The following is a 26358-nucleotide window of genomic DNA, read 5'->3' as shown; positions in this document are numbered from 1 at the left end:
TATCCTACCAGCCATTATTTTGTTCAAGTGCAGAAAACTTCAACGTTTCAGCATTTGGAATTGGCATATAGGTAGCAAAAGGTTGATAATTTCTACTCTCAATTGATGGTAACTCAACATAATTACTTCCATCATAAAAATATCCCTTAGCCGTTTCATTTAATGATGAGCCCCATCTTCTAAGGTCCCAAAACCTGTGTCCCTCAAAACTTAGTTCTAAACGGCGCTCATTTTTGATAAGATCGCGCATAGCTTCTTTAGTTGTAATAGATGCTAAGTAATTATCAGGTTGTGTTATACCAGCTCTATCACGAATTGCAGCAATCACATCACGTGCAGACATTCCATTCACCTGTTGGTCTGGACCTCCTACTTCATTGGCTGCCTCCGCTAAAATTAAAAATAATTCTGTATATCTAAAATACACATTAAAGTGTCTCTTACCTGTTGTAGTTCCATCACTATTAATTCTAACATCTGGACGTAATAACTTTTTTAAGTAATACCCAGTAGTTGTTGAAAATTGAGGAATAGAGTCTAATCTATCAATTCCTCCTCCTTCTCCAGTGTTAATATTACCTCCACCAAATGAAGATCCATTAAGAACAACATATTTATCTAATCTAGGATCTCTATTGGCGTATGGGTTTTGCTCGTCATAACCATTTGCAGCGGTTGCCGGATAACCATCCTGCATAGGGAATGCCATTACAAAGTTATGAGTTGGGTTTATCTCTCCCTTTCCATTTACAGAAGGCGGAAACATTCTTTCCTCATAAGTTGAGCTATTGCCTCCTTGAGAACCACGCCATAACATTTCAGCACTGTCTTTATCATCATCTGATGTATAAAACTCTACACCATCTGACGCCAATCCAGAAATACCTCCAATAGTATTTAGTACATCACCTGCATAATTTGCCGCCATATTATAATACCCTTGATCGTTTAAAAAAGAAGGACTAGCCGCAAAAAGAGCCAAACGTGCTTTAAGTGCTTTTACTATTCTACCTGTAATACGTAAATCATATTGACCTCCATTCACTACTTCATACTTAGAATAATCATAACTCGCATACAACGGGTCTACATCACCCTGATTAAGTCCATAATCTGTTGGTAATAAAGCTAAGGCATCATCAAAATCTTGCATAATAGCTTGTACGGAAGCTTCAAATGATAAACGTGGCGTATTAAAATCACCATCAGCCTCAATAAACTCAGTAAAGTATGGAATCCCTAATAAGGTACCTGAAGTCCCTACTCCAGCATGTGCCTGTAACACATAAAAATGGTGTAATGCTCTAAGCGCAAGTGCCTCTCCCTTCATACGAAGATTAAACATTTCGTTAATATCTTCATCTCTGCTCCATTGAATCTCACCAGCCTCAATAATTTCTAAGAATCTGTTCATCCAGAATACGCGTTCAAAACTATTCCAACGAGCAGCTGGATTATATTGAGCGTTTAACTCTCCTAGAGCTATTCTTTTGTACCCATTATTCATTTGATTATTGACTGCATCATCAGTAGCTGCCTCAGAAAATGAATACTGATTTACTAAGCCAGAGTACCCCTGTAACAATAAACCTTCTGCTGATGCTGGATCTGAACTAACAAAATCAAAATCTAACCTGTTTTCATCAATAGGATCTAAGGTATCACAAGCAATCATGCCAGTGAAAACCAACATAATTAATATATATTTTATTAAATTTTTCATTTTATTTATCTAAATTTTCTAATTATATTAAAATGACGCTCTCACCCCAAGCGTAAATGCTCTTGTTAGTGGTGTAGAACCAATCCTTAACTGACGAATATCTTTATTTTCTGCTATTTGTAAAAGGTTAGTCCCTTGAAGATTTAAGCTTAAATCTTCCATTCCAAGTTTATTACATAAGTTATCATCGAACTCAAATGTTAACTGAGCACGGTTAATATTAAAATAACTATTGTCATACATCCAAAAAGTTGATGGTCTAAAATTGTTTTGATTTGTTTGTGACGATAATCTTGGGAACGTTGCAGTATTTGCAGTAGCAGGTGTCCAACGTCCTAATACAACTTCAGAATATTTATCATTACCATTTACTCCATAGTAATTGTTAAAACTACTACTTAGCTTATTCCCGTCTGCTCCAGTTTGTCCAGTTCCTAATATAAAAAGATTAAATGCTTTATATTTTAAATTTAGGTTTATACCGTAGGTCCAAGGACTACTAGACTGCCCAATCGCAATTCTATCATCGTTATCAATAATATTATCTCCGTTTTGATCCTGATATTTAATATCTCCTGGTTGAACATCACCAAAATTAGGAACTGGCAAACCAGCATTTAAAATGTAATTTCCGTCTACATCTGTAGTAAATTCTGCTTCGGAATAAAAGCCTTGATCTACTAAACCAAACACTGAAGAAAGTTCTTTTCCAACTCTATTTTGATAATCAAATTCATTTATTTCAGAACGTTTTACAGCTTTTGTTTGACTATACAAAACATTGGCACCAATACCTACTGAAAGTTCATTAAAGGTCTTATTATAATTAACCCCTAATTCAAACCCAGTATATTCATTCTTATCAAAATTATCATATGGTCTAAATGTATTGTAATAAGATGGGTATTTGTCATTTAAGAACGTTAACTGCTTATCAAGTTCAGATTTAAAATAATTAAACTCTAACCAAAGTGAATTCATTAAATAACTTTCAAAACCAATGTTCAAATCTATACGTTCTTCAAATGTAAGATTAAGATTCTCTCCTTGCGAGATTTCTTGTCTACGGTTAGAACTTTGTCCATCTGCCCAAGTAAAATTTGATCCATCTGAATAGTTGGTATCATATAAATAATAACCATCAATTCCTTGATCAGACTTTATTATACCCCCAGAAGCCTTTAACTTTAGGTAGTTAATAAATTTACTGTCTTTCATGAATGGCTCTTCACTTAAAATGTATGCCACACCAGCAGTTGGTGATAAACCTCCTCTATTTCCTTCTGCCAATTTTAAAGAATTAACATAAGCTCCACTAAAATCAACAAATATTTTCTTCTTGAAATCATAAGATAGTTGAAATCCTAAGTGAGAATCAACATCAGTTTGAATAACGTTATTGCTCTTCTGTGAATTATAATAACCTAAAAAAGTGGTATTTAAAGAATGGTTCTCAGCAATAGTCTTTTGATAATTTACAAGCCCGTAAAAACCAAAGCGCGATACAAAACCATTAGTACTAACATTTTCTGTTTGATCTTTTAAGTCCTCACCAAAAATACCAGTATCATTTGGAGTAGGAGGATCAGTTGAATTATCACGACCAAAACTTGTTATACTATTTCCAGTCCAATCTGGTGCATATGTTTTAAATTGATTATTTATTGATAAATTATAAGAATCATAAAAATCAAAACTCACATAAGTTTTAGCAGATAAGCCCTTTGTTATCCTTTCTAAATCAAAATTGATTGAGTTGTTAAACTGTGTAGATCTAGACACTGTATTTTGATAACCACCAGCAATGGCCAAAGCAATAGGTGCATTTGATTTGAACTCTTGTGTTGTTCCTAATATAAATCCATTGTAGTTACGTGCATTCTGCACTTGACCAGCAACCAAATCGTCACTAGTATCTATAAGATTTGCAGGAATCAATGGTGCATAGGCATTAGGTTTAAAAGTAGTACCAGCACTCAATAAATTGGCTCTAGACCCTTTATTTGTACTAATTATAGCAATACCATCAAGACTACTAGTAATCCAATCGTTTATTTTAAAATCTATATTACCTCTAACATTAAAACGGTCTGATCCAGCGTTGATATCATCATTGATATTAACCCAAGCTTCATTACGGTTCCAGCCTACATTAACATAATACTGATTTTTTTCATTTCCACCAGAAAACTCAGTAATAACACTTGTAGAGTTCACAAAAGGTTGAACGTATTCACTTGAGTAAAGGTCTACATCTGGGTATTTATATCTGTTAGAACTTGTTCTAAATTCTTGAATAAGTGCTGGGTCATAAAAATTATCTAACCCATCATTATTTCTAGCTTCATTAAAAAGCGTCATGTATCCGGCTGAACTCAAATAATTTGGCAAAGCCAAAGGCGTTCTAATACCAGAGCGAATATTAACATTAATTTCTTTTTTATTTATTTGACCGCGTTTGGTATTAATTACAATAACACCATTTCTTCCTTGGCTACCATATAATGCAACAGAATTGGCATCTTTAAGTACCGTTATCTGCTCAACCTCTTCCATATTTAAAATATTAGGGTCACGACCAATTACACCATCAATAACAAAAATAGCATCTCCTATACCTCTAATATTAGAAGAACCTCTTACACCCAACGTTAGACCGTTAATATAATCTCTAACCCATTGAGTATTGTCATAGGTTAAACGGTCTCTTGTGTTTATTGATGAAACTGCTCCTACAATTTCAAGACGGTCTTTTGTAGCAACGCCCATTTTAATTTGATCATCTTCAGTGGCTAAGAAAGCTGATTTATCTAAGGTAATATTACCTGTTAAATCAGACACATCAATCAGCTGTGATTCATAACCCTTTTTTTGAATTACAACTGGATCATCACCAAGTAATTCTAGTTTAAATTGTCCGTTATCATTGGTTGATGCTTTAACACCGTTTGGTGCAAAAACATTAACTCCACTTATTGGGTTACCTTGTTCATCAACAACGGTTGCCGATACCTCTGTACCTTGTGTTTGAGCCATTGCAATGTTACAAAAGCTAAACAAGGCTATGGACACAAGAGTAAACAACCTATATAATTTATTTATCTTCATTTTTTTTCTTTATATTAATTAAAACGAATTTGTTAAAGACTACCATCCTGGATTTTGAGGGAATCCCTCATAAATCTGTGTTTGTTTAGCCTCAAATGGTAACCAATAATGTTTTGGGAATTCACAAACTCTCTCAACAAGTAGATTTTCTGTATATGACGAATGATCTTGAGGAAATTCAAAAGATGTTTTTCTTCTATACTCTATCTCGTGTGCTACTCCCCAACGGCGAATATCTACCCATCTATGAGCTTCATAACTTAACTCAACACTTCTTTCTCGTCTTAATTCGTCCATAAACTTGTTGCTATTAGATACAATTGATGGGTGAACATCTGGAATACCCGCTCTACTACGGAATAAATTAATAGCAGCCTCAGCAGTTAATGGATAAGAAGCAGGTGCTGTAGTTGCTCCCTTAGCCGCATGTAATGCTTCGGCATACATTAAATAGACATCAGTTAATCTCATATGTAAACGTACTCCGGTATATTGATCAATAATTCTATTCCATTTACTATGAAACTCCCCATCAATAATAGGATAAAACTTCTTGTGCATGTATCCAGTTGTAGATGGTTGATTATCACTACCTGTACTACGGTGCTCTCCACCGGTAAAAAGCTGAGCTACTCTATGCTTAGCAGGAATTGATGCTTTTGTTCCAAAAACTTCGCCATCTATAACAACCCATTTATAAAAACGTGGATCACGATTATCAAATGGATTAAGAGGATCATATAATGTTGGCCCGTATAAACCACTTAAATCATCTTCAATTGACAGACCGTTAGACATTCCAAAATTTTGATGAATAAAATTATGTGTTGGGCTAACAATTTCTGACCCATTCCTACCATGAATATCTCTATCAATCCCAGCAGTCATAAATCTTTGAGCCTGAGCCTGATTACCTCCAGGAGCTGAAAAAACGAACTCAGTACTACCAGGCCACGAATTAGGTGTTGGTGTTTTCCAAAATACCTCATCATAATTTTCCCAAGTGGCTAAATCATAAAACCCTTGGTCATCTAATTTAAGTATACCTGCAAAAGCATCAACAGCCATATTGCATAATTCTGTATCATACTCATAGGTGTTTATACTTTTATTGTTACCATGCATCAACGGGCTTCCCGCAAGAAGCAGGTTTTTACCTTGAAATGCATAAGCTACTCCTTTGGTAAGCCTCCCTTTATTTTCTCCAAAGGTTAGTTGCCCATAGGCTTCATCATCCCAATTTAAAGGCAATAACTCAATGGCCCTCTTATAATCTTCATTAGCCTCTAAAGCACATTCTTTATATGTTTCAGGACGTGGTATTGCAAAATCACCCACTAACACTTCTTTTATATAAGGAAAGCGTCCATAAAATTTCATAATCTCATTGTGAAAAAATGCTCTAAAAAAATAGGCTTGCCCTAGTATAACATCTCTTTCCTCTTGAGTGGCATCTACCATTAACCCATCTTGTTCTACACTAGCAATTACAATATTAGCTTTACGAATACCTCTTAAACTACCATCCCATAAACCAGGTCTTCTACTGGCATTAGCTTGGTTAATATTGGCATTATTGGTACCATACTCAGCACTTTGCCAATTCCACAAGTAACTATATCTATGCCTTGCAACAGCATTTAAGTTTCCAAAATCAATTTGATAACTTGCTTTCCAAGTTCTATTGCCATAGGCGTCATCGCCATATATATAATCTTGGAAGGTATGGGCTGATGTTCCATAATCCACCACTGATGCGTACATCTCTTCAACAAACCCTTGTGCGTTCTTAAAGGTTGAAAAAACCTCTTCTTGGTCTAAAGTTGACTCTGGAGCCTGATCTAGGTAGTCCTCACAAGAAAACGACAAAATGAGCCCTAGAATAATAATTAATTTTATTTTAAAATTTTTCATGACATCTTCTTTTTAAAAATTCATATTAAAACCAAAGTTAAATCTCTTTAAGGTAGGGTAATCTCCCCTAGCCTGTGCATCTGATGAAGTATTAAACTCTCTATCGTCAGGTAAGTTAGACCATAGGAACAAGTTATTACCATTTGCAAAAACTTGAAGTTTCTTTAACCCTAGTTTTTCACAAGTTTTTTTAGGTATATCATAAGACAATGAAACCGCTTTAAGCCTTGTTAATGATGCATCTAACCAGTTATCTCTAGGGTTGGTAGCACCATCTGCTCGCCACTTAGGCTGCGTGTCTGTATTATTAGGAGTATCAACAGTCCAATAATCTAAATCTTGAGTAAAAATCAAAGGAGTTTGCTGAGTAAACGTATTGTTACTAAAAAGTCTAGAAGCATTCTGCGTTCCGTATAACTGGGCTGAAAGACTAAAACCTTTGTAACGTGCTCCTAAAGTAGCACTCCAGTTTCTTTGAGGACGCGTTGCATAACCAAAGGGTGCATTATCAAAAGCACTATTATAAATACCATCACCGTCAAAATCCATTACATCATAATAACCTACTCGAATTAGGTTTTGATTGTTTATCTGTGGTGTAGACATATATACATCATCCCAATTCGTCAATATTCCTCCAGGAATTGCTGTTCTTGATTGCCCAATTGGAAAACCTGCATTCTTTTGATAATCAGGTCTAAATATAGGATCTTCTCTTTCAATAACTTCATCTATTGCTTGCGTAAAGTTAAAATTACCAAATAGATTTAAACCGCTATCAAATGTGTAATTGGCACCAAGAACAATCTCATAACCTCTTACCTCAACCTTACCAGTATTAAAATCCGGAGGTGATGTTCCAAACCAATCTGGCACACTACGTTGTGAACCAGGAACAACAATATTATCACGATCTTCTGCAAAATAATCTAATTCAGCAGTTAATAAACCATTAAATATAGAGAACTCAGCCCCTACATTGTACTTAGTAGCTGTTTCCCATTGAAGGTTAGGATTTCCAACTTGCGCCTCTCTATAGAAGATATAAGGCGATCTTCCTCCTGATCCTTGATATGAACTTGGCACTAAAAACGCAGCTCCACCATTCTCCCATTGGGTAACATATCTCCATCTACCGCTAAAATTATCATCACCAACAAGTCCGTAAGAACCTCTAAATTTAAGTTTATCTAACCAATCTACATTTTCCATAAAAGACTCGTTAGACACTGTCCAACCTAGTGCTACGGAAGGGAAGAGATCAAAACGAAATCCTGGGCCAAATTTTTCAGATCCATTATAGGCTCCATTTATATCTAAAAAGTATCTTGTATCATAGTTATAAGTTACCCTTCCAACCCAGTCTTCACGGTATCTTGGAAACTGACTACCTTTTGCATACTGTTGCCTTCTCATTAAAAATAATGCTGTTACATTATGTTTCTCTGCTATAGTCTTATTATAATTAAATGAAAAATCATAAACCATTCTACGTTCACGTTGACCATTCTCAACTTCTGAAGAACCTAAAGTCCAAGGTGCTTGAACATAATCAAAGTCATTCACACCATTTGGAATCTCAAACTCCTCTACATCACCATCATAAACCCTATACTGTACACCTCCATCATTTAAAGATTGTTTACTTCTCATGTTATTATCTAAAGAAAAACGTCCTTGAAAAGATAAACCTTCTGTAATAAAATCTAATTTTTGCTTCAATATAAAATCTGTATTTACTTGAAAGTTTGTAAAAGTATCATATCCTGAAGCGGATAATTTCACAATAGAATTCTCGAAAATAAAAGCAGGGTTTGTTGATAAACCATAAAAACCATCATCATATACAGGTGTGTATAGGTTAGGAGCTATTTGGTAAAGACCATTGGTTACATTACTTATTAGAGAAGGATTTTCTCTAATTCCTAAAAAACCAGAAAGATTTACAGACAACTCTGTGGTGCTGGTAACATTAAAATCAATATTACTTCTATAATTAAATCTTTCATATTTGTACTCACCTAAATAACCTCTTCCATTGTCATACTTACCGCCATCAAAAATATCATCTACTGTTTGGTAAGCTAAACTCCCAAAGTATTTAGCCGTTTTATTACCACCTCGTACAGAAAAATTAATTCTATAATCTTGAGCAAAATCTTTCAACAATTCATCCTCCCAATTAACATTTGCATATATACGACTTTCTTCCAAACTTGAAGGATTACGGTATCTATCAAGAATACCCATAGGCGTATAATCACCCCAAGATCCGGGTAAAACTGCCAACTCTCTTAGAATAGAACTATTAGCTTGTGATAGCCCATCATAGGAATCTAACTTATTCGGCAATTGTGAAACAAATTTAATTGTTGAATTTACATTTAAAGACAACTGCGCCTTACCTACTTGCCCACGTTTAGTGGTAATTAATATTACACCATTAGCTCCTTCTACACCAAAAACCGCTGTAGCAGAAGCATCTTTAAGTACCGAAAGTTTTTCAATATCATTCATATCGATATCGGTCATCGATCTCTTAACACCATCAACAAGAATAAGAGGACCACCTTCTCCGTTCCATGAACTTAATCCACGAATAAAAATCCTCATATTAGATTCACCAGGAGTACCACTACCTTGTATTGCAGTAACACCCGGTAAATTACCTTGAAGTGCTTCTTCAACATTTGTTATACCAGCAGCTCTCATCAGTAATTCTTCTCCTTTTACCTGAGAAATTGCCCCTACCACACTTTCTTTTTTCTGAGTACCATAACCTACAATTACTACTTCATCTAAGCTTTCTATGTCCTCATCTAAAGTTACATTGATGGTTGTTTGACCATTAACCGGAATTTCTATTGTTTTGAAACCTATATAAGAAAATACTAGAATTTCATCACCTGAAGTCAATTCAAGCGTATAGTTTCCATCAAAGTCAGTTGATGCGCCTCGGGTAGTTCCTTTTTGGATTACACTAACACCGGGTAAAGGTAGCCCACCAGCATCTTTCACCACACCAGAAATCTTATTTTGGGCTTGCAAATTAACAACCGTAAAACTGGAAAACAGTAAGACGAGCATTAATACAAACCCAGAAACAGGAAATTGTCTTTTAAATTTTTGTTTCATTTTGAGTTTTAGTTTTAACATATTTTAGTTTTATCAGTTAGAATGACAGTATGTAGAACACACTTTTGTAAAGTCATAATAATACGTAACAATTTTACGAATACATTCAAAACTATGTATCCTGTACTATGCTGTTGGATAATATTTTTTGCTTATAAATCATAACCATTTATAACAATTAAGGCAATAGAAAACTATCTGTATTTACCTTTAAAAATTTCATTTTCAGTCTTTTAAATATTTAATCTAATAGTTAATCAAATAATTTAACACATTGAAATATTCTTTTTTTTAACTTCTTTAGAGTTTGAATTAAATTGTGATGTTTACAAAGAATCTCTTAAAATTAGTTCGGTTTTCAAATTAACTTTTATGTCGTCATCAGAAGTAATAAACTTTGCAACTTTAGCCCCAAATTCTTTAAAATCTACAGATATAACTGATATTCCTTTATAGGTGAATCTTTTTAATGGTGTATCATTATAAGATAGTATCCCTACATCACTACCTATCTCCAGATTTTTATCACTGCACTGGCTCAAAAGATCATATAGAATGCGATCATTAACACTTATGTATGCCGTTTTCTTATTGACAACTAAGTCATTTGAATTTTTGCAAACTTCAAAATCCATTTTATTGGATTCGCAAAACTTCTTAAAATACTCCACACTTTCATAAGGATGGTATGAAAACTCAGGATAAATAAATACAAGCTTTTTATATTCATTAAGCTCTTCCTTAGCCTTCTGCAAACAATTATAAAAAGCTTTACCGAAGTCTTGGAAAACATAGTTTTTCGGAACCTTCAAATTTGCTTTCCAATCAATTAGCATTAATTTCTCTTCATCTATTTTAGATAAAGCTTGTTCCACTTCAGGGTGATCAAATCCCATTATTATATACTTATAATACTTCCCTTTATCTAGATCTAACATAGATTTAAAGTTCTTAATATTATAATGATGGAATTGCAAATCAACAATTACATTAGTAGGAACAAAACTCATAAATGAATGATAAAAGACTTCTTTGTAGGCCTTAAATGTGCTTATTAACAGTAGTACTTTTTTTCTACTCTCAGAAATGTAGTACCCTTTATTTGGAGTTGACTTAATAAAACCTTGGCTTTTTAACAAAACGTATGCTTTGTAAACGGTATCTCGGGAAACCTTATAATCTTTACTAAATTCATTAATAGAAGGTATAGTGTCTCCAATTTTCAGAACATCAGACTCTATAGATTCTTTTATGGCATTTACAATTTTTATGTATTTGGGGCTATCATTATTGTTTAGGTTCTTTAAGTTTATTCTTTTTTTAATCATCTTACAAATATTAAATAGCCCTTTTTAAATAATGAAGTATAAAATACTATCATTGACTTCCGAACATATTATGAATAAATCAAATAAATAGTTTTTCTTTACAAAAACTATCCTGCACTGTCCTTGTCAAAAATAGATGAGAAATGAAATATATAATAATCAAAAAACAAAATTCCACATTCATATTGGAAGTTGACCTAATACTTTTCCATGACAACCATCACAAAGTGTTAAATAATGTTAAAGTTTTAAATTAGGTGGCTAATTCGGTGTCAGTAGATTTTCTTCCCCTATTTAGCCCCTTTAAACACCAAGTTTTTAAATTAATGGATAGTTCCTCTTTCTCCGCAAACTAAACCCGTAAACGTATTGTATATCAATATTTTATGGGTTTTTTATTTCTAAATTAGTAAATATTTAATCAATTAAAATAGTTAATCAGGTCCTATACATTTCATTTATAGTCAACAACTATATAATAATTAAATATATTTATCCAGTTTAATCTACAATACAATAAATATTTACATCAAAATACAATCGATTGTATTTTCTTTTAACTACTTTTACAATCAGATAATATTTGCTCCTAAAACTCTTTAGAATCAGTAGATATTATCAAAATAAATAGTAAAACTTAAAACAAAATTTATGTCGATTAAATTATTCGATTTAACAGGAAAAGTAGCTCTTATTACTGGGGCAACTCATGGCCTTGGAATGGCTATGGCTAAAGGATTAGGAAATGCAGGAGCAACCATTGTTGTTAACGGTGCGTCATCTCAAGAAAAGCTTAATAAAGCTGTAAAAGAATATCAGGGTCTAGGGCTAAAAGCTCACGGTTATTTATTTGATGTAACCAACGAAGAGCAAGTAATAAAGAACATTACAAAAATTGAAGCTGAAATAGGTCCCATTGATATTTTGGTAAATAATGCCGGTATTATTAAAAGAACGCCATTAGAGGATATGGAAGTTACCGATTTTGAACAAGTTATAAAAGTTGACTTAGTAAGTCCATTTATTATGTCTAAGGCTATTGTGAAAGGCATGATTTCAAGAAAGCAAGGAAAAATAATTAATATCTGTTCTATGATGAGTGAGCTGGGTAGAAATACTGTAGGTGCTTATGCTGCAGCCAAAGGTGGGTTGAAAATGCTGACTCAAAACATGGCTACGGAATGGGGTAAGCATAATATACAGATTAATGGCATTGGCCCAGGATATTTTGCTACAAGTCAAACAGCTCCAATTCGTGTAGATGGACATCCCTTTAATGACTTTATTGTTGGAAGAACACCTGCTGGAAAATGGGGAGATCCTGATGACTTACAAGGAGCCGCCATATTTTTAGGATCTAAGGCTAGTGATTTTGTAAATGGACATGTAGTATACGTTGATGGTGGTATTCTAGCAACTATAGGAAAACCATCTAACGAAGATTAAATCCACAACAATAAACAATGAATCAAAAATCTCGTCTTGACTTGTTCTGGACGAGGTTCATATTTATTATTTCGGTGTTAAACCAAACTAGCTTTTATAATCTTTAACGTTAAAATTAGACAACTGTTTTTAACGCCTTCTACCATGATATCTTCTCCCTCTACTGCCACTATCATTTCCTATTTCACCTAGTTTTCCTAAACTGTTAAACTTCCAACTGAAACTTAGCATAAAATACTGCTGCAATACCGTACTTTGCGAATCTTGGATATAATCTTGAGTTGCCACTCGTCTAGCGTTGGTGTTTTGGTTTAATATGTCGTATGCTTTAAGAGTAATAATACCCTTGTTTTTAAGCACTGAATAGGCTAACGTAGAATTCCAAAACCATGCGCTTTTTTGAAATCCCTCTGCAATGTTGGGGTTATAGGTATACATCACATTATTTCTCCATTCAAAGTTCTTTGGTAAAAAGGTGGCCGTATTTATGTTTAAAGAATGAAACAAAAACTCTCTATTGTCAAACGAATCAATATCATACTTGTTTTTAGTAAAGGAAATTGTATAACGTGGACGAATTTCCATCACATTTTTCCATGTGAACATAAAATTAATATTTGGAGATATAGAATTCACATCACTGGCATATTGAATACCATTATTAAAATTTATTCTTCGGCTTTTATTTACATTAATACCAACTCCATATTTTAAAGTTCTAACGGTATCAAGTTTTACTCGTTTACCGACATTTATACTACTTCCTAAATTATAATTGCCATTTACATTGGCAAATGTTGTTTCCCTGACAAAGTTTTCGTCTACTACAGTATTTGAGACTATCTCATTATTTATAATATTCCCATATGCATTTACGTTAAATTCTGTTCCTTTCTGAGGATCAAAGGCGTTATAACCAAATCGAGTTCCATGATCATTTGTAGGCTCTAGGTTTGGATTCCCTATAACTGTATTTAATGGATTGGAAACATTCTGAAAAGCTTGCAATTGAGATAATTGTGGCGGGTCATTATTTAGCCTATATCCAAAATACATTGAGGACTTTGGGCTAAACCTGTGTCTGAAATATGAGCTCATCTCTATGGCTTCAAAATTTCTTTTAATACTAAATTGAGGCCTTAATAAATCCCTGTTTTCTAAAGTTCTGAAAATGTAACTTGTCCTAATTCTAGCATAGGTTTTTTCCGTTCTATATCTAAAAGAAATTTCTGGAGAATTTTGTACATTGATATATTCAAAATCTGTACTTAAGTCTGTATTAAACACTGAAAAATCACCGTTAATATCTTTATCAAAAGTACTTTTCTTGTCTTCTGTTTTATTCCTTCTGTAGGTGTAACTAAAGTCAACAGAAAACTCTTCCCCAATAAGTGGTATATTGTAACTTAACTCTGTATCAACATTATTTGAATTATTCTCTCCATTAGTAAATTGGTCTCTAATAATTTGTTCAGGGTTATCACCATAAATATAGGTTTCAGAATATAAAAAATCTTCACTATCTCTTGAACTGATTTCATTTTCAATGCTCAATCTCAAATAAGCACCTTTTGATCCAAATTTTTTAGTAATATCAATATCGTTACTGAAACTCTTTCCAAAGGTCTCCACCTCAGAATCTGTGGTGGCTTCGTTAGTTAATACTTCAGACTCATCTAAAGATTCTGAATTACGTGAAAAAACTGTTCTATTTTCAGTAAGTCTAAAAGATGGTTCAATATTTATCAATAACGTAGAATCTAATTTAATATCAAACTCCATATTAACACTATGATTATCACTATCACTATAAGAAGTTGAATTAGTATTAGTGAAAAATCTTGAATCTGGTAAAATATTTTCACGTTGTGTAGCTGTTTCATTTTCAGAACTACTTCCTGAGTGAAAATAATCTGCACTCAAATCAACTTTTTTACCCAATTCATCGGCATAATTAAGACCTGCATTTTTAGAAGTAACAATTCCTTGACCCCCACCAAATGAGCGCCCATCAATATTAAAAGACCCATTACCGCTAACCCGCATGCGTCCTCCACCAAACATTTTTCTTATTTCCCCAAAACTAAACCCAGGTGAGTTAATATTATTTCCACCGGCTAATAGACTTAACCTTTGATCATTATCAAACCTGTTAAACATACCAGCAAACTCATAGGTTTCATCTGATCCCGTACCAGCAGCTACACGACCAAAAATGCCCTTATTGTTCTCTTTCTTTATGGTAAGGTTTATGGTTTTATCTTCTGAGTCACTATTTTCTCCAGCAAATGCCTGTGCTTTAGTTTTGGTATCCACAACTTGTATTTTTTCAATAACATCCTTTGTTAAATTTCTGGTTGTTATTGTGGGATCGTTTCCAAAAAATGGTTTTCCATTTACCAAAATTCTACTTACAGACTGTCCGTTTACGGTAATATTTCCTTCTTCATCAACCTCTACTCCGGGAAGTAATCTTAAAACATCTTCAACATTTGCATCCTTTTTAGTTTTGAATGATTTTACATTAAACTCTAAAGTATCCTTTTTAATCGTGATTGGGGGGCTGGTCTTTACAATTACGGCATCTAAGGCGTTACTATCTATTTTTAAATTAATTGTACCCAAATTAATTACAGGCTTATCAATTTTTATTTTTTTAACATAGGTTTCATACCCCACATAAGATATGAGTAAATTCAATTCCGTATCTACAATCCTATCTGTTAATTCAAAACTTCCTGTTTTGTCCGTAATAGTGTAACTGACTAACGAACTATCTTTTACACGTTCTAAATAAGCCGTTGCAGATTCTAAAGGAGTATTACTCTCATCAGATATTAAAGTTCCTGAAATTGTAAATTGTTTCGATTGTGAAAAAGAAAATATTGTACAAAACAATATTAAAAAAGAAATTAAATTTCTCATTAGGGTTTGTTAGTTGATTGACGATAATGTTTTATGACACCTACTTTTTAAAAAGGTTTAATAAGAAATTTTAGTTTTAATAAAACTTTAACAATTCCAAATTTAAACAACTCATTAATAGAAATTTGGCCAAATCAAAAGTCCGTATTTCTCCTAAATAATACTATTAATTATTACCCAAAAACTAGTAATTATTAATCAATTGTCAATCAGTAATTTACATTATGTAAATTAAGATTTATATTACAATATTTTGAGATATTTTTGTAAAAAACAAATAACCCATTTTACCTAAATAACTGACGTGGTTGCCTTCTAAATCTCAGCTAAAATTTGTTGATATGAAATTCTCACTATTACCTTTATAAAAGTGTATTCCTCCTATATTGAGTATTGTTATTTAAGACGTGTAGTTGGCATGTGCCCTAAACGCAATATTATGGTCTTTAAAGGGTAATTCTAAAAAAGAATAAAAAAAATTTATTTATACCTTGCACTACAAATCTGCTTACCATAAAATTGTTCATAATCCTAAAAATTTTAAAATCTAGAATTTTCATAAATCATCAAAAAAAATATTGTAATTATTACTGTTTTTTGTTTTTACTTTTTTTGAGTTAAATATTCTTTAAAAAAGCTGTTAAATATTCTTAATTAGTTATCCTTCAAATTATTAATATGCTAATTTGCTCTAGTTTATTTAAGAGCATGAAACAACTATCCTTTATCCTTCTTTTAATTCCATACCTTGTATGTTCGCAAAATATTAACGGGATTTTATACGATGATGATTCTACTGTTAAAGGTGCTCTTATTATTAACTTAACCAAAAGAGATACCACATATACAGACATAAAAGGAAACTTTGAAATAGTGGCTACTAAAAATGACTCTATAATGTTTAGGTCCTTGTTTCATCATCCCAAGAAAGTAAAAGTAATTCCGTCTCATTTTAACGAAGTTGTTGTTTTTGAATTGAAGAAAAGAGTGAATGAGTTAGGAGAAGTGATGATTGCTGGAGAAAAACATAAACCTTTTGTCCCAATCGAATATGGTGAAGCCTTAGGTTTTTCAATAGCCGAAGACATGAAAAAAAATCCACATTTATATATGCCTGAATCAGCATATTCTGGTGGTATAAACTTTGGTGAATTAGCCAAATTAATAGGTATAAATAAACTTTTTAAAAAGAAAAAAACTGCAATTAAATATATGGAATACAAACAGGTAGACTCCTTGTTTTCAAATAGTAAAATATTCAATGAAAATCTCATTTTTGAAGATTTAAAAATCTCTAAAGAGCATAAACATCTATTCTATCAATACTGTACTTCTAGAAAACTAAATGCAGAATTATTATCAACTCCAGACAACTTAGTAATACTTGATTCTATTTTCAAATTCAGTCATGATTTCCTGCAAAACATGAAGGAGGCAGATACCCTAAATAATTTTGACAAGAAATAGTATGTAACAGATAATAATTCATTATTTCAAAAGTTATATTTTAGCATAAATTATTTTGATTAATGAGCCGCTACCTATATTTTGTCTTAACCCTACTATTTTTAACACTTTGGAGTTCTTGTCGTAAAGATTTTGAGTTTTCACCTAGTACAGGAAACTTAGGTTTTTCTAAGGATACTGTGTATTTAGACACTGTTTTTACTAACATTGGTTCTAGCACTTACAATCTTAAAGTTTATAACAATAGTGATAATGATATTTCTATTCCATCGGTTAGACTCGCTTTAGGTGAAGCCTCAAATTATAGATTGAGTATAGATGGAATGGCAGGTAAAGCATTCAACAATGTTGAACTATTAGCTAAAGACAGCCTCTATATTTTTGTTGAAACTACCATTGATTACAATAATTTTTTAAATCCGAACGGCGAATATTTATATACCGATCAATTAGAATTTGATGCAGGGTCTAACCTTCAAAAAGTAGAATTAGTTACGCTAGTTAAAGATGCGGTTTTTATTTATCCCAATAGAGATAATACTACGAAAGTTGTTGAAACACTCACACTGGATATTGGCGGGGAACAAGTTGAAACTGAATTACAAGGGCGTGAACTATTACCTGTAGAGCTAACAATGACCAATACAAAGCCTTATGTCATTTATGGGTTTGCAACTGTGCCAAACGGAGAAACTTTAACTATTGAAGCTGGAGCTCGTTTACATTTTCATGAAAATTCTGGACTCATAATTAATGATGGTGCATCACTACATATAAATGGTGGTTTAAGCACTAATCAGGAAGCATTAGAGAACGAAGTTATTCTTGAAGGAGATCGATTAGAACCTAATTTTTCTGATAGACCCGGACAATGGGGAACCATTTGGTTTTTAGATGGAAGTACCGATAACAATATTAATCACACCACTATTAAAAATGCTTTAGTTGGTATTTTATGTGATGGAAATGCAAATGACAGCACGGATAAATTAACGATAACGAATTCACAAATATATAACTCCAGCAACTTTGGCCTTTTGGGTAGAAATAGTTCCATTAAAGGAGAAAATGTAATTATCAATAATGCAGGCTTATCTTCGTTTGCAGGTACGTTAGGTGGTAAATATAATTTTACGCATTGTACCATCGCTAATTATTGGAGTAATGGCTTTAGACAATTCCCATCAGTTTTGTTAAACAACTTTGTTTTAGATGAAAATGATAACGCAATCATAACGGATTTAACCGAAGCCAATTTTAATAATTGTATTATTTATGGAAATGATAATCCAGAAATTCTTTTAGATGAAATTGAAGACGATGCCGTAGATTTTAATTTTAAATTTACTAATTGTCTTATTAGGTTTGAGGATAACAATAACAACTTTACTGGACCTAATTACGATTTAAATGATATCAATCATTACGAAGGCAATATCTTTAACGAAGACCCAAATTTTAAAGACCCAGATTTAAATATGCTTATTATTGGTGTGGAATCTGCAGCCATTAATAAAGGTTTACCATTGTTTGCTACTCAGGTACCAACAGATATTTTAAACGTTAACAGAACAACTTCTCCTGACTTAGGAGCATATCAGCATATAGTTTTTCCTGAGGAGGATTAGCACATCTTTTTTTATACGAAAATGAGCATATTCACCATAATATTCAAATAAAACCTTAGCTATAAATATAAAATCTAGAAATGAATAAAAAAGTAATAACGGTTATTTTAATAATTATTGGGTTATTCTCTTTTCTATACCTATATAATCACAGTTCCAATACTATTGAAATAATTAATAATGAAGCTGAAAGTACGTCTGCTGAAAACAGATCTTTAGTTTGGTCAGATGAGTTTAATGATGACGGATCTATTAACCCAAATAAATGGTTTCAACAAACAAAACTCCCGCAAGGAGGCAGTTGGTGGGGTTTACTTCAACATTACACTAACAAGGAAACCAATGCTTATGTTAAAGATGGGTATTTAAATATTGTTGCTAAAAAGGAAACATTCAATGACCAAGGAGAAATAAAACAATATACATCGGCAAGAATTAATTCAAAATTTGCGTTCACTTATGGTAAAATTGAAATTCGAGCAAAAATGCCTACTGGACATGGAACTTGGCCCGCAATTTGGATGTTAAATACAAATATTAATGAAGATGGCGCATATTGGGACAATCAAGGTTTAGGAACAACAAAGTGGCCTAAATGTGGTGAAATTGATATTCTTGAGCATTGGGGTAAAAATCAGGACTACATATCAAGTGCCCTACATAATTCATCAAGTTACGGCGATAAGGTTAAGAATCTTGGAGGTAGAAAAGTTAACGATGTTTCAAACAAATTTCACATTTACACGCTAGATTGGAATAAAGACATGATGATATTTAGTGTTGATGGGGTTGAGCATTATAGATACAATCCTTCTTTAAAGAATGCCGACACTTGGCCATATGATTCTGATTACTACTTTATAATGAATATTGCTATCGAATCTGATATTGAACCCAGTTTTACCGAAAGCTCAATGATCGTAGATTATATAAGGGTTTACAAGTAATTAAAAATTGTTTTTCGATTAAATTATTATAAATAAAGACAAAAAAAACCTACTTAAATAAGTAGGTTTTTTTCAAACATTCTAAACTTAATATAAAATATCAATTAAATTATGTTTACGCTACAAACAATGGTTTATCAGCCATCATAGCATTTACTTTGTCTTTTACAGCTTCTAACTTAGCTTCGTCTTCGTGATTAGTAACCACCTCATCAACTAAATCTGCAATAGCTGCCATATCATCTTCTTTCAATCCACGGGTAGTAACCGCAGCAACACCCAAACGTATACCAGAAGTCACAAATGGAGACTTATCATCAAAAGGTACCATGTTTTTATTAACCGTAATATCTGCCTTTACCAAAGCTTCTTCCGCCTCTTTACCTGAAACATCTTTATTACGTAAATCTATTAACATACAGTGATTATCTGTACCCCCAGAAATGATATTATAATCTTTATCAACTAAGGCTTGTGCCAATGCTGCAGCATTCTTTTTAACTTGTAATTGGTAGTGTAAGAACTCATCTGTTAATGCTTCACCAAAGGCGATGGCTTTTGCAGCAATGATATGCTCTAACGGTCCACCTTGATTCCCTGGGAAAACCGAAGAATTTAATAAAGCAGACATTTTACGCAATTTTCCACTTTTCAACTTTAATCCAAACGGGTTGTCAAAATCCTCACCCATCATTATTAGACCACCTCTTGGTCCTCTTAAGGTTTTATGCGTAGTAGTAGTAACTATATGACAATGTGGAATTGGATCATTTAAAATGCCTTTAGCAATTAACCCAGCGGGATGCGAGATATCTGCCATTAAAATAGCACCAACGCTATCAGCAACTTCTCTAAAACGTTTAAAATCAATATCTCGAGAATATGCTGATGCTCCGGCAATAATTAATTTTGGTTGCTCTTTGGTAGCTATTTCTTGAATTTTATCATAGTTTAAAACACCAGTTTCTTGCTCTACACCATAAAACACTGGGTTATATAATTTACCAGAAAAGTTTACTGGAGAACCATGGGTTAAATGTCCACCATGAGAAAGATCAAATCCTAAAATTTTATCACCTGGTTTTAAGCAGGCTGCAAATACAGCTGTATTAGCTTGACTTCCAGAATGTGGTTGTACGTTTACATATGCAGCACCAAACAATTCTTTAGCTCTATCTATAGCCATTTGCTCAATTACATCAACTACTTCGCAACCACCATAGTATCGCTTTCCTGGGTATCCTTCGGCATATTTATTGGTTAATACAGAGCCTGCTGCTTCCATCACTTGGTCACTTACAAAGTTCTCTGATGCGATTAGTTCTATACCGTGTAATTGGCGCTCTTTTTCAGCTTCAATTAGATCAAAAATTTGTTCGTCGCGTTGCATAAAATTAAATTATGGTTAATTATCCGGCAAAAATAGGAAATAGAAAAGTTATTAGCATTAAAAAAAGCATATTTACCCATAAGTTTTAAACCGATTTATTAACTATTTTATGGTTATTAAAATTTTATTGGTTTTAGCTTATTTTTTTTATGAAAATCAAAAAAAATGTGTACGTTTGAAGAGAAATCACTAATTATTAAACAATATAATCGTTATGCCATTATCAGCTAACAATCCAGATAGAAAGTCGTGGTTACACGTAGATAAAAATTCAGATTTTCCAATTCAGAATATTCCTTTCGGGGTTTTCTTAACTCGTGATGATATTATTACCATTGGCACACGTATTGGTGACACTGCGATAGATTTAGGAGCTTTACATCAGTTAGGTTATTTTGATGGCATCCCATTAACAGATGATATTTTTCTTCAAGATACCTTAAACGATTTTATTGCTGATGGAAGAAAAACGTGGCGTGCTGTTAGAAATAGAATAGCTGAAGTTTTTGATGCTGAAAATGATGCTTTAAAAAATAATGTAAAGCATAAAGAAATTGTCCTATTCCGTTTAGACGAAATTGAAATGCAACTACCAGTACACATTGGAGATTATACCGATTTTTATTCAAGTATTGAGCACGCTACCAATGTTGGCACCATGTTTAGAGATCCTGACAATGCCTTATTACCAAACTGGTTACATATTCCTGTTGGGTACCATGGCAGAAGTTCATCTATAATTCCATCTGGGATTCCTGTACACAGACCACAAGGGCAAACGCTTCCAAACGGGGCTACAGAACCTGTTTATGGACCGAGTAGATTAGTTGATTTTGAGTTAGAAATGGCTTTTATCACTACCGATGCCAACGATTTAGGAGAGTCTATACCTGTTGATGAGGCCGAAGAATATATTTTCGGGTTAGTAGTGTTTAACGATTGGAGTGCACGGGATATTCAAAAATGGGAATATGTTCCTTTAGGGCCATTTTTAGCTAAAAACTTCGCATCTTCAATTTCACCTTGGATAGTTACGCTAGATGCTTTAGAACCTTTTAGAGTTCAAGGTCCTAAACCTATTAAACCACAACTTGAATACCTTCAATATTCTGGAAAAAAGAGCTTCGATATTAATTTAGAGGTTGCTATTCAGCCAAAAGGAGCTAAAGAAACAGTGGTTAGTAAATCTAACTTCAAATATATGTATTGGAATATGGCGCAACAATTAGCACATCATACCGCTAATGGCTGCCCAATAAACTCTGGCGATATGATGGGAAGTGGTACTATTTCAGGTCCTACCGAAGATAGTTATGGTTCTATGTTAGAGTTAACATGGAAAGGCGAAAAGCCCATTAAAATGAAAGATGGCTCTGAACGCAAATTCATAAATGACAACGATACTGTAATAATGAGAGGTTATTGTGAAAATGATGGAACTCGAATTGGTTTTGGAGAAGTTAAAACCGAATTACTACCAGTTTACACGAAAAAGTAATCTAAGTCTTTCAAATAAATATTATTTTTTACATTTAAACGTATTTATTTGCGTTTAATCGTATTATATAGTATTTTGGCATCACTATTGAAACGGTTACCCCAAATAACCTAAATTTTTAACCTATGAAAAGATTTCTACTCCTATCAGTAATTGCTACAATATTAATTGCTTGTAGCGCTAAAAAGCAGGTGGAATCTGCCGTTAACACCGGTAACTACGATGCTGCCATAAGAACTGCTCTTAATAAGCTTAAAACCAATAAGGATAAAAAACGTAAGTATGATTACGTTGTTATGCTACAGGATGCCTACCATAAAGTAGTTGAACGCGATTTGAATACTATAGCACATCTTAAAAAAGATAATAACCCAGAATTATATAGAGATATTTTTGAATTGTACCTTGATTTAGATGCTAGACAAGAAGCCATAAAACCAATCCTTCCATTGTATGTAAATGGAAAGAATATCACCTTTGATTTTAATGATTATAGTAATGATATTGTTAACATAAAAGGAAAGCTCTCAGATCATTTATACGAAAAAGGTATTGCCTTGTTAGAGACTGATAATAAACCAACAATAAGAGAGGCTTATAATACGCTTGATTATCTAGAACAAATAAATCCAAATTTTGAAACCACTCGTGAGTTATTAAATGAAGCACATGAGAGAGGAACAAGCTATGTATTAGTTTCTATTAACAACCAAACGCAACAGATTATTCCGCAACGTTTAGAAGCTGATCTTTTAAACTTTGATACTTATGGGCTGAATCAGTTTTGGACGGTGTATCATGCTACTCCAAGTAAGGAGGTCAAATATGACTATACCATGCAGTTACAACTAAAACAAATTATAATTTCGCCTGAGCGTATTAAAGAACGTGAGTTTTTAAGAGAACGTGAAGTTGTTGATGGTTGGAAGTATAAAAAAGATCGTAACGGTAATGTAATGAAAGATAGTTTAGGAAACGATATTAAAATTGATAAGATTGTAAAAGTTAAAGCTCGTGTTAGTGAATTTCAACAGGTAAAATCTTCCGAAATCATAGCAGATGTGGTTTATGCCGATTTGAAATCGAAGCAATTAATTGATAAATTCTCTTTTGATAGTGGATTTGTTTTTGAAAACTATTTTGCACGCTTCAGAGGAGATAAACGTGCTTTAAACAAAGACGAAAGACGCTTACTTGACAATAGAAGAGTACCTTTTCCTAGCAACGAACAAATGATATTTGACACAGGTGAAGATCTTAAATTAAAACTTAAAAACATCATAGCAAAACAACGCTTTAATGGATAATAAAAAAAACGCCCAATTGGGCGTTTTTTTATCTATCTTTTTAGTCATTCACTTTTCTTTATTCCGAAAGCAAAATTGATTCTTTACCATTCTTCTGTCCGCAACTAACATCTTGAAAAGTTTCTGTATTTTTTAAGTCAACCATACCCATTTTATCAAATAAAGATATTTTTCCAGTATCACTAAGGACTACAATAACTTCGTCTTTTAAAGAAACATCAACAGCTCTTAAATTATCTCCTCCTAAGTTGGTCCAGATCATACCATCAAAACGCTCTAGTTGGCCTTTATTTACAATAGCTACAGTTCCAACCCAACCACCACCGCAGCCAATATCTTCAGCCTTTTTATCAAGTGACTTCCACAATAAGTCATCATAATAATTAACAATACCATTTTCGTCGGTAATCCAAATGGTACCTGTTTGATTAATATCACAGCGCTGTCCTTTTACTCCTGGTAGTTTCAACCATTCTTTGCCATCGTAACTCATATGCGTCAGACGATTTTCTCCCTTGGGAAAATCAACCCACATTAATGGATTAAAGGCATGAAAATATATACCATCATCTGAACCTACATAAACCACTCCAGCGTTACTGACACCAACATCCTTTGCCTTTATACCAAGTTCAATTTCTTTTCCTCCTTTTAATTCAACCAACATGCTATCTGCACGAATAGCCCATTTCCGGTTTTTGTTATCATTACTTACTCTTGTATAACTCTCATTTGCAATTGTTTTATCCAGAACATCAAACCATTCTGTTAAGATTTCGGTTCTATCAAATAACTTCTGAATTGGTTTTTCATCAATATTCTGAAATCCATCAGCTTCAATTTTAAAAACAAGGGCATGTTTATACTTAATTCCCTCCGGTATTTCTATACTAAGGCCATTTGTAGTTGATTCCCATTTCACTTCTTTATCCTTCAGTCCTAATATTTTGATAGAAGCAATATGTAGTGATTTCCCTTCTTGAGGTACGAAATAAGGGATATCTACCATTCCATTATTCGGCTTTTCAAAACAACTCAAGTATATAGTATTATCTCCTTTAATAACAAATCGTTCATGTTCAACACCACTAGTTAGCCATGGTTTTGTTCCGTAAATTGATTCTCCATTAATCTTCATCCAAGCTCCAATTTCCTGTAATAAATCATAAGCTTTTTGGTCTAACTTACCATTACCCATAGGACTCACATTCAACAACATATTACCATTTTTAGATACAATATCAACCAGTTCCTGAATAATCTCGGTAGCAGAACGGTAATCACCATCTTTAACATAGGTCCAATCTCCAATAGAAGTATCTGTTTGCCAAGGTTGTTTTCTAATTTGCGGTAAACGGGCACGCTCTAAGTTTAAAGTTGCTATACCATCCCAATAATATCCCCATTCTCCTTTTGGGGCTTTTTTGTACCAGTCTTTTATACACATTACAGCCTCATTTTCACCGTTATGACGCTTCTTACTTTGGTTATATAAATAAGAAATCATATCTAAACCTGTCTGCCCTTTATCATCACCAGGAAAAGGCACACCTCCATCTACATAAAAGAAATCGGGGTCGTAATTATCAAATAAATCTTTACAACGTGCCAACCAATTTTCTCTCCAATAAAGCGGCGCATTTGATGGTTGTGTGGGTTTAACATCTCCATCTGGGTCTGGTGGTAAATAAAGTGACTCGTATTCTTTTTGGTTTCCATCATATGGAATACCGGCGTAAGGACCCGATTTATCAGCACCTTTATTTGTTTGGAACCAACAAGATGCTCGTTCTACATGACTTGTAACACCCCAGCGGATACCTTGGTCTTCATATTTCCGAACCGCTTGATGAAACTCACCAATAACATCGCGTTTTGGACCGTAATTTACAGAGTTCCAAGAGTGGTGCTTTGAATCCCATAGATCGTAATTATCGTGATGATTAGCCATACCTACTATGTATTTTGCTCCTACATCAACAAATAGGTCTACTAATTCTTGCGCATTAAACTCTTCTCCTTTCCAATCTTGAATAATATCTTTATAACCAAACTCCGAAGGATGTCCATAATTTTTTAAATGGTGTATATAATGAGGATGCCCTTCAATATACATGTTTCGGGCATACCAATCACCTACTGCCGTGTGGGCATAGGCATTCCAACAAACCCAAATCCCGAATTTAGCTTCGCTAAACCATTCTGGAGTTTCATAATTTTGTAAGGACTCTACTGAGGGTTCAAACTTCTTATTTATTACCTCTTTTTCTTTTGAATTACAAGCTAAAAAAGTGATGAACAAAAGTAAAAGACTAACATTTTTAAGTTTTTTCATTATTATATTATTTATGAGTAAAATGAACTATATCCTATTAAAATCAGACACTATATTTTTGAATAAAAAATAAATAGTTTAGGAGAAAACAAAACTCTTATAAGCATCTGTAATTTAACACTTCAAAGTTCTCTCATTAATTTTAAAACAAGGAAAATCGCACTATATTAAAACTATATTTTAGTTTCTATTTGAACAATTTAAACT

Annotated in this window: 14 protein-coding genes; 6 read left to right on the top strand and 8 right to left on the bottom strand. The window is 33.1% G+C overall.

Annotation, left to right across the window (positions count from 1 at the left end):
* Positions 1 to 4: 4 nt before the first annotated feature.
* The 5 genes from FUA22_RS06365 to FUA22_RS06345 all read right to left on the bottom strand — a co-directional run bounded on the left by FUA22_RS06365 (position 5) and on the right by FUA22_RS06345 (position 11208).
* Positions 5 to 1723, bottom strand: coding sequence for a RagB/SusD family nutrient uptake outer membrane protein (locus tag FUA22_RS06365; RefSeq protein WP_147767060.1), 1719 nt, complete (start codon positions 1721 to 1723; stop codon positions 5 to 7).
* 27 nt (positions 1724 to 1750) lie between these two features.
* Entirely contained in the window at positions 1751 to 4831 is a 3081-nt protein-coding gene (locus tag FUA22_RS06360; protein WP_147767059.1) for a SusC/RagA family TonB-linked outer membrane protein, read from the bottom strand.
* 39 nt (positions 4832 to 4870) lie between these two features.
* Positions 4871 to 6745, bottom strand: coding sequence for a RagB/SusD family nutrient uptake outer membrane protein (locus tag FUA22_RS06355; RefSeq protein ID WP_147767058.1), 1875 nt, complete (start codon positions 6743 to 6745; stop codon positions 4871 to 4873).
* Between the two features lie 12 nt (positions 6746 to 6757).
* Complete coding sequence (locus tag FUA22_RS06350) at positions 6758 to 9880, bottom strand: SusC/RagA family TonB-linked outer membrane protein (RefSeq protein WP_170309854.1); 3123 nt, start codon at positions 9878 to 9880, stop codon at positions 6758 to 6760.
* A 326-nt stretch (positions 9881 to 10206) separates the two neighbouring features.
* On the bottom strand, positions 10207 to 11208 hold the full coding sequence (locus tag FUA22_RS06345) for a GntR family transcriptional regulator (RefSeq protein ID WP_147767056.1): 1002 nt from the start codon (positions 11206 to 11208) through the stop codon (positions 10207 to 10209).
* Between the two features lie 651 nt (positions 11209 to 11859).
* Between FUA22_RS06345 and FUA22_RS06340 the strand changes: the two genes are divergently transcribed.
* A complete protein-coding gene (locus FUA22_RS06340; RefSeq protein WP_147767055.1) occupies positions 11860 to 12654 on the top strand; it encodes a gluconate 5-dehydrogenase in 795 nt (264 codons plus the stop codon).
* A gap of 129 nt (positions 12655 to 12783) precedes the next feature.
* Here the strand turns inward: FUA22_RS06340 and FUA22_RS06335 are convergent, their stop codons facing one another.
* Entirely contained in the window at positions 12784 to 15579 is a 2796-nt protein-coding gene (locus FUA22_RS06335; protein WP_147767054.1) for an outer membrane beta-barrel protein, read from the bottom strand.
* Between the two features lie 708 nt (positions 15580 to 16287).
* Here FUA22_RS06335 and FUA22_RS06330 point away from each other — a divergent pair.
* The 3 genes from FUA22_RS06330 (at position 16288) to FUA22_RS06320 (ending at position 19621) form a co-directional block, all read left to right on the top strand.
* Positions 16288 to 17046: a carboxypeptidase-like regulatory domain-containing protein gene (locus tag FUA22_RS06330; RefSeq protein WP_147767053.1), complete on the top strand. Its 759-nt coding sequence runs from the start codon at positions 16288 to 16290 to the stop codon at positions 17044 to 17046.
* Between the two features lie 62 nt (positions 17047 to 17108).
* The gene (locus tag FUA22_RS06325) at positions 17109 to 18674 is read left to right on the top strand and encodes a hypothetical protein (RefSeq protein ID WP_147767052.1); all 1566 of its coding nucleotides are present in this window, start codon (positions 17109 to 17111) and stop codon (positions 18672 to 18674) included.
* Positions 18675 to 18754: 80 nt separating this feature from the next.
* A complete protein-coding gene (locus tag FUA22_RS06320) occupies positions 18755 to 19621 on the top strand; it encodes a glycoside hydrolase family 16 protein (RefSeq protein WP_147767051.1) in 867 nt (288 codons plus the stop codon).
* A 115-nt stretch (positions 19622 to 19736) separates the two neighbouring features.
* Here FUA22_RS06320 and glyA read toward each other — a convergent pair whose 3' ends face one another.
* On the bottom strand, positions 19737 to 21011 hold the full coding sequence (gene glyA, locus FUA22_RS06315) for a serine hydroxymethyltransferase (protein WP_147767050.1): 1275 nt from the start codon (positions 21009 to 21011) through the stop codon (positions 19737 to 19739).
* 214 nt (positions 21012 to 21225) lie between these two features.
* Between glyA and fahA the strand changes: the two genes are divergently transcribed.
* Together fahA and FUA22_RS06305 are read left to right on the top strand one after the other, a co-directional pair.
* Positions 21226 to 22509, top strand: a complete 1284-nt coding sequence (gene fahA, locus FUA22_RS06310; RefSeq protein ID WP_147767049.1) for a fumarylacetoacetase — start codon at positions 21226 to 21228, stop codon at positions 22507 to 22509.
* Between the two features lie 125 nt (positions 22510 to 22634).
* The gene (locus tag FUA22_RS06305; RefSeq protein WP_170309853.1) at positions 22635 to 23816 is read left to right on the top strand and encodes a hypothetical protein; all 1182 of its coding nucleotides are present in this window, start codon (positions 22635 to 22637) and stop codon (positions 23814 to 23816) included.
* A 58-nt stretch (positions 23817 to 23874) separates the two neighbouring features.
* On the opposite strand, the gene FUA22_RS06300 is transcribed toward FUA22_RS06305, so the two are convergent.
* Positions 23875 to 26151, bottom strand: a complete 2277-nt coding sequence (locus FUA22_RS06300; protein ID WP_147767048.1) for an alpha-L-fucosidase — start codon at positions 26149 to 26151, stop codon at positions 23875 to 23877.
* Positions 26152 to 26358: the final 207 nt, after the last annotated feature.

The sequence above is a fragment of the Seonamhaeicola maritimus genome, assembly GCF_008056315.1.
GTDB classification, from domain to species: domain Bacteria; phylum Bacteroidota; class Bacteroidia; order Flavobacteriales; family Flavobacteriaceae; genus Seonamhaeicola; species Seonamhaeicola maritimus.
Note: the sequence above shows the minus strand (reverse complement) of the source record. Positions and strands in the feature narration are given on the sequence as shown.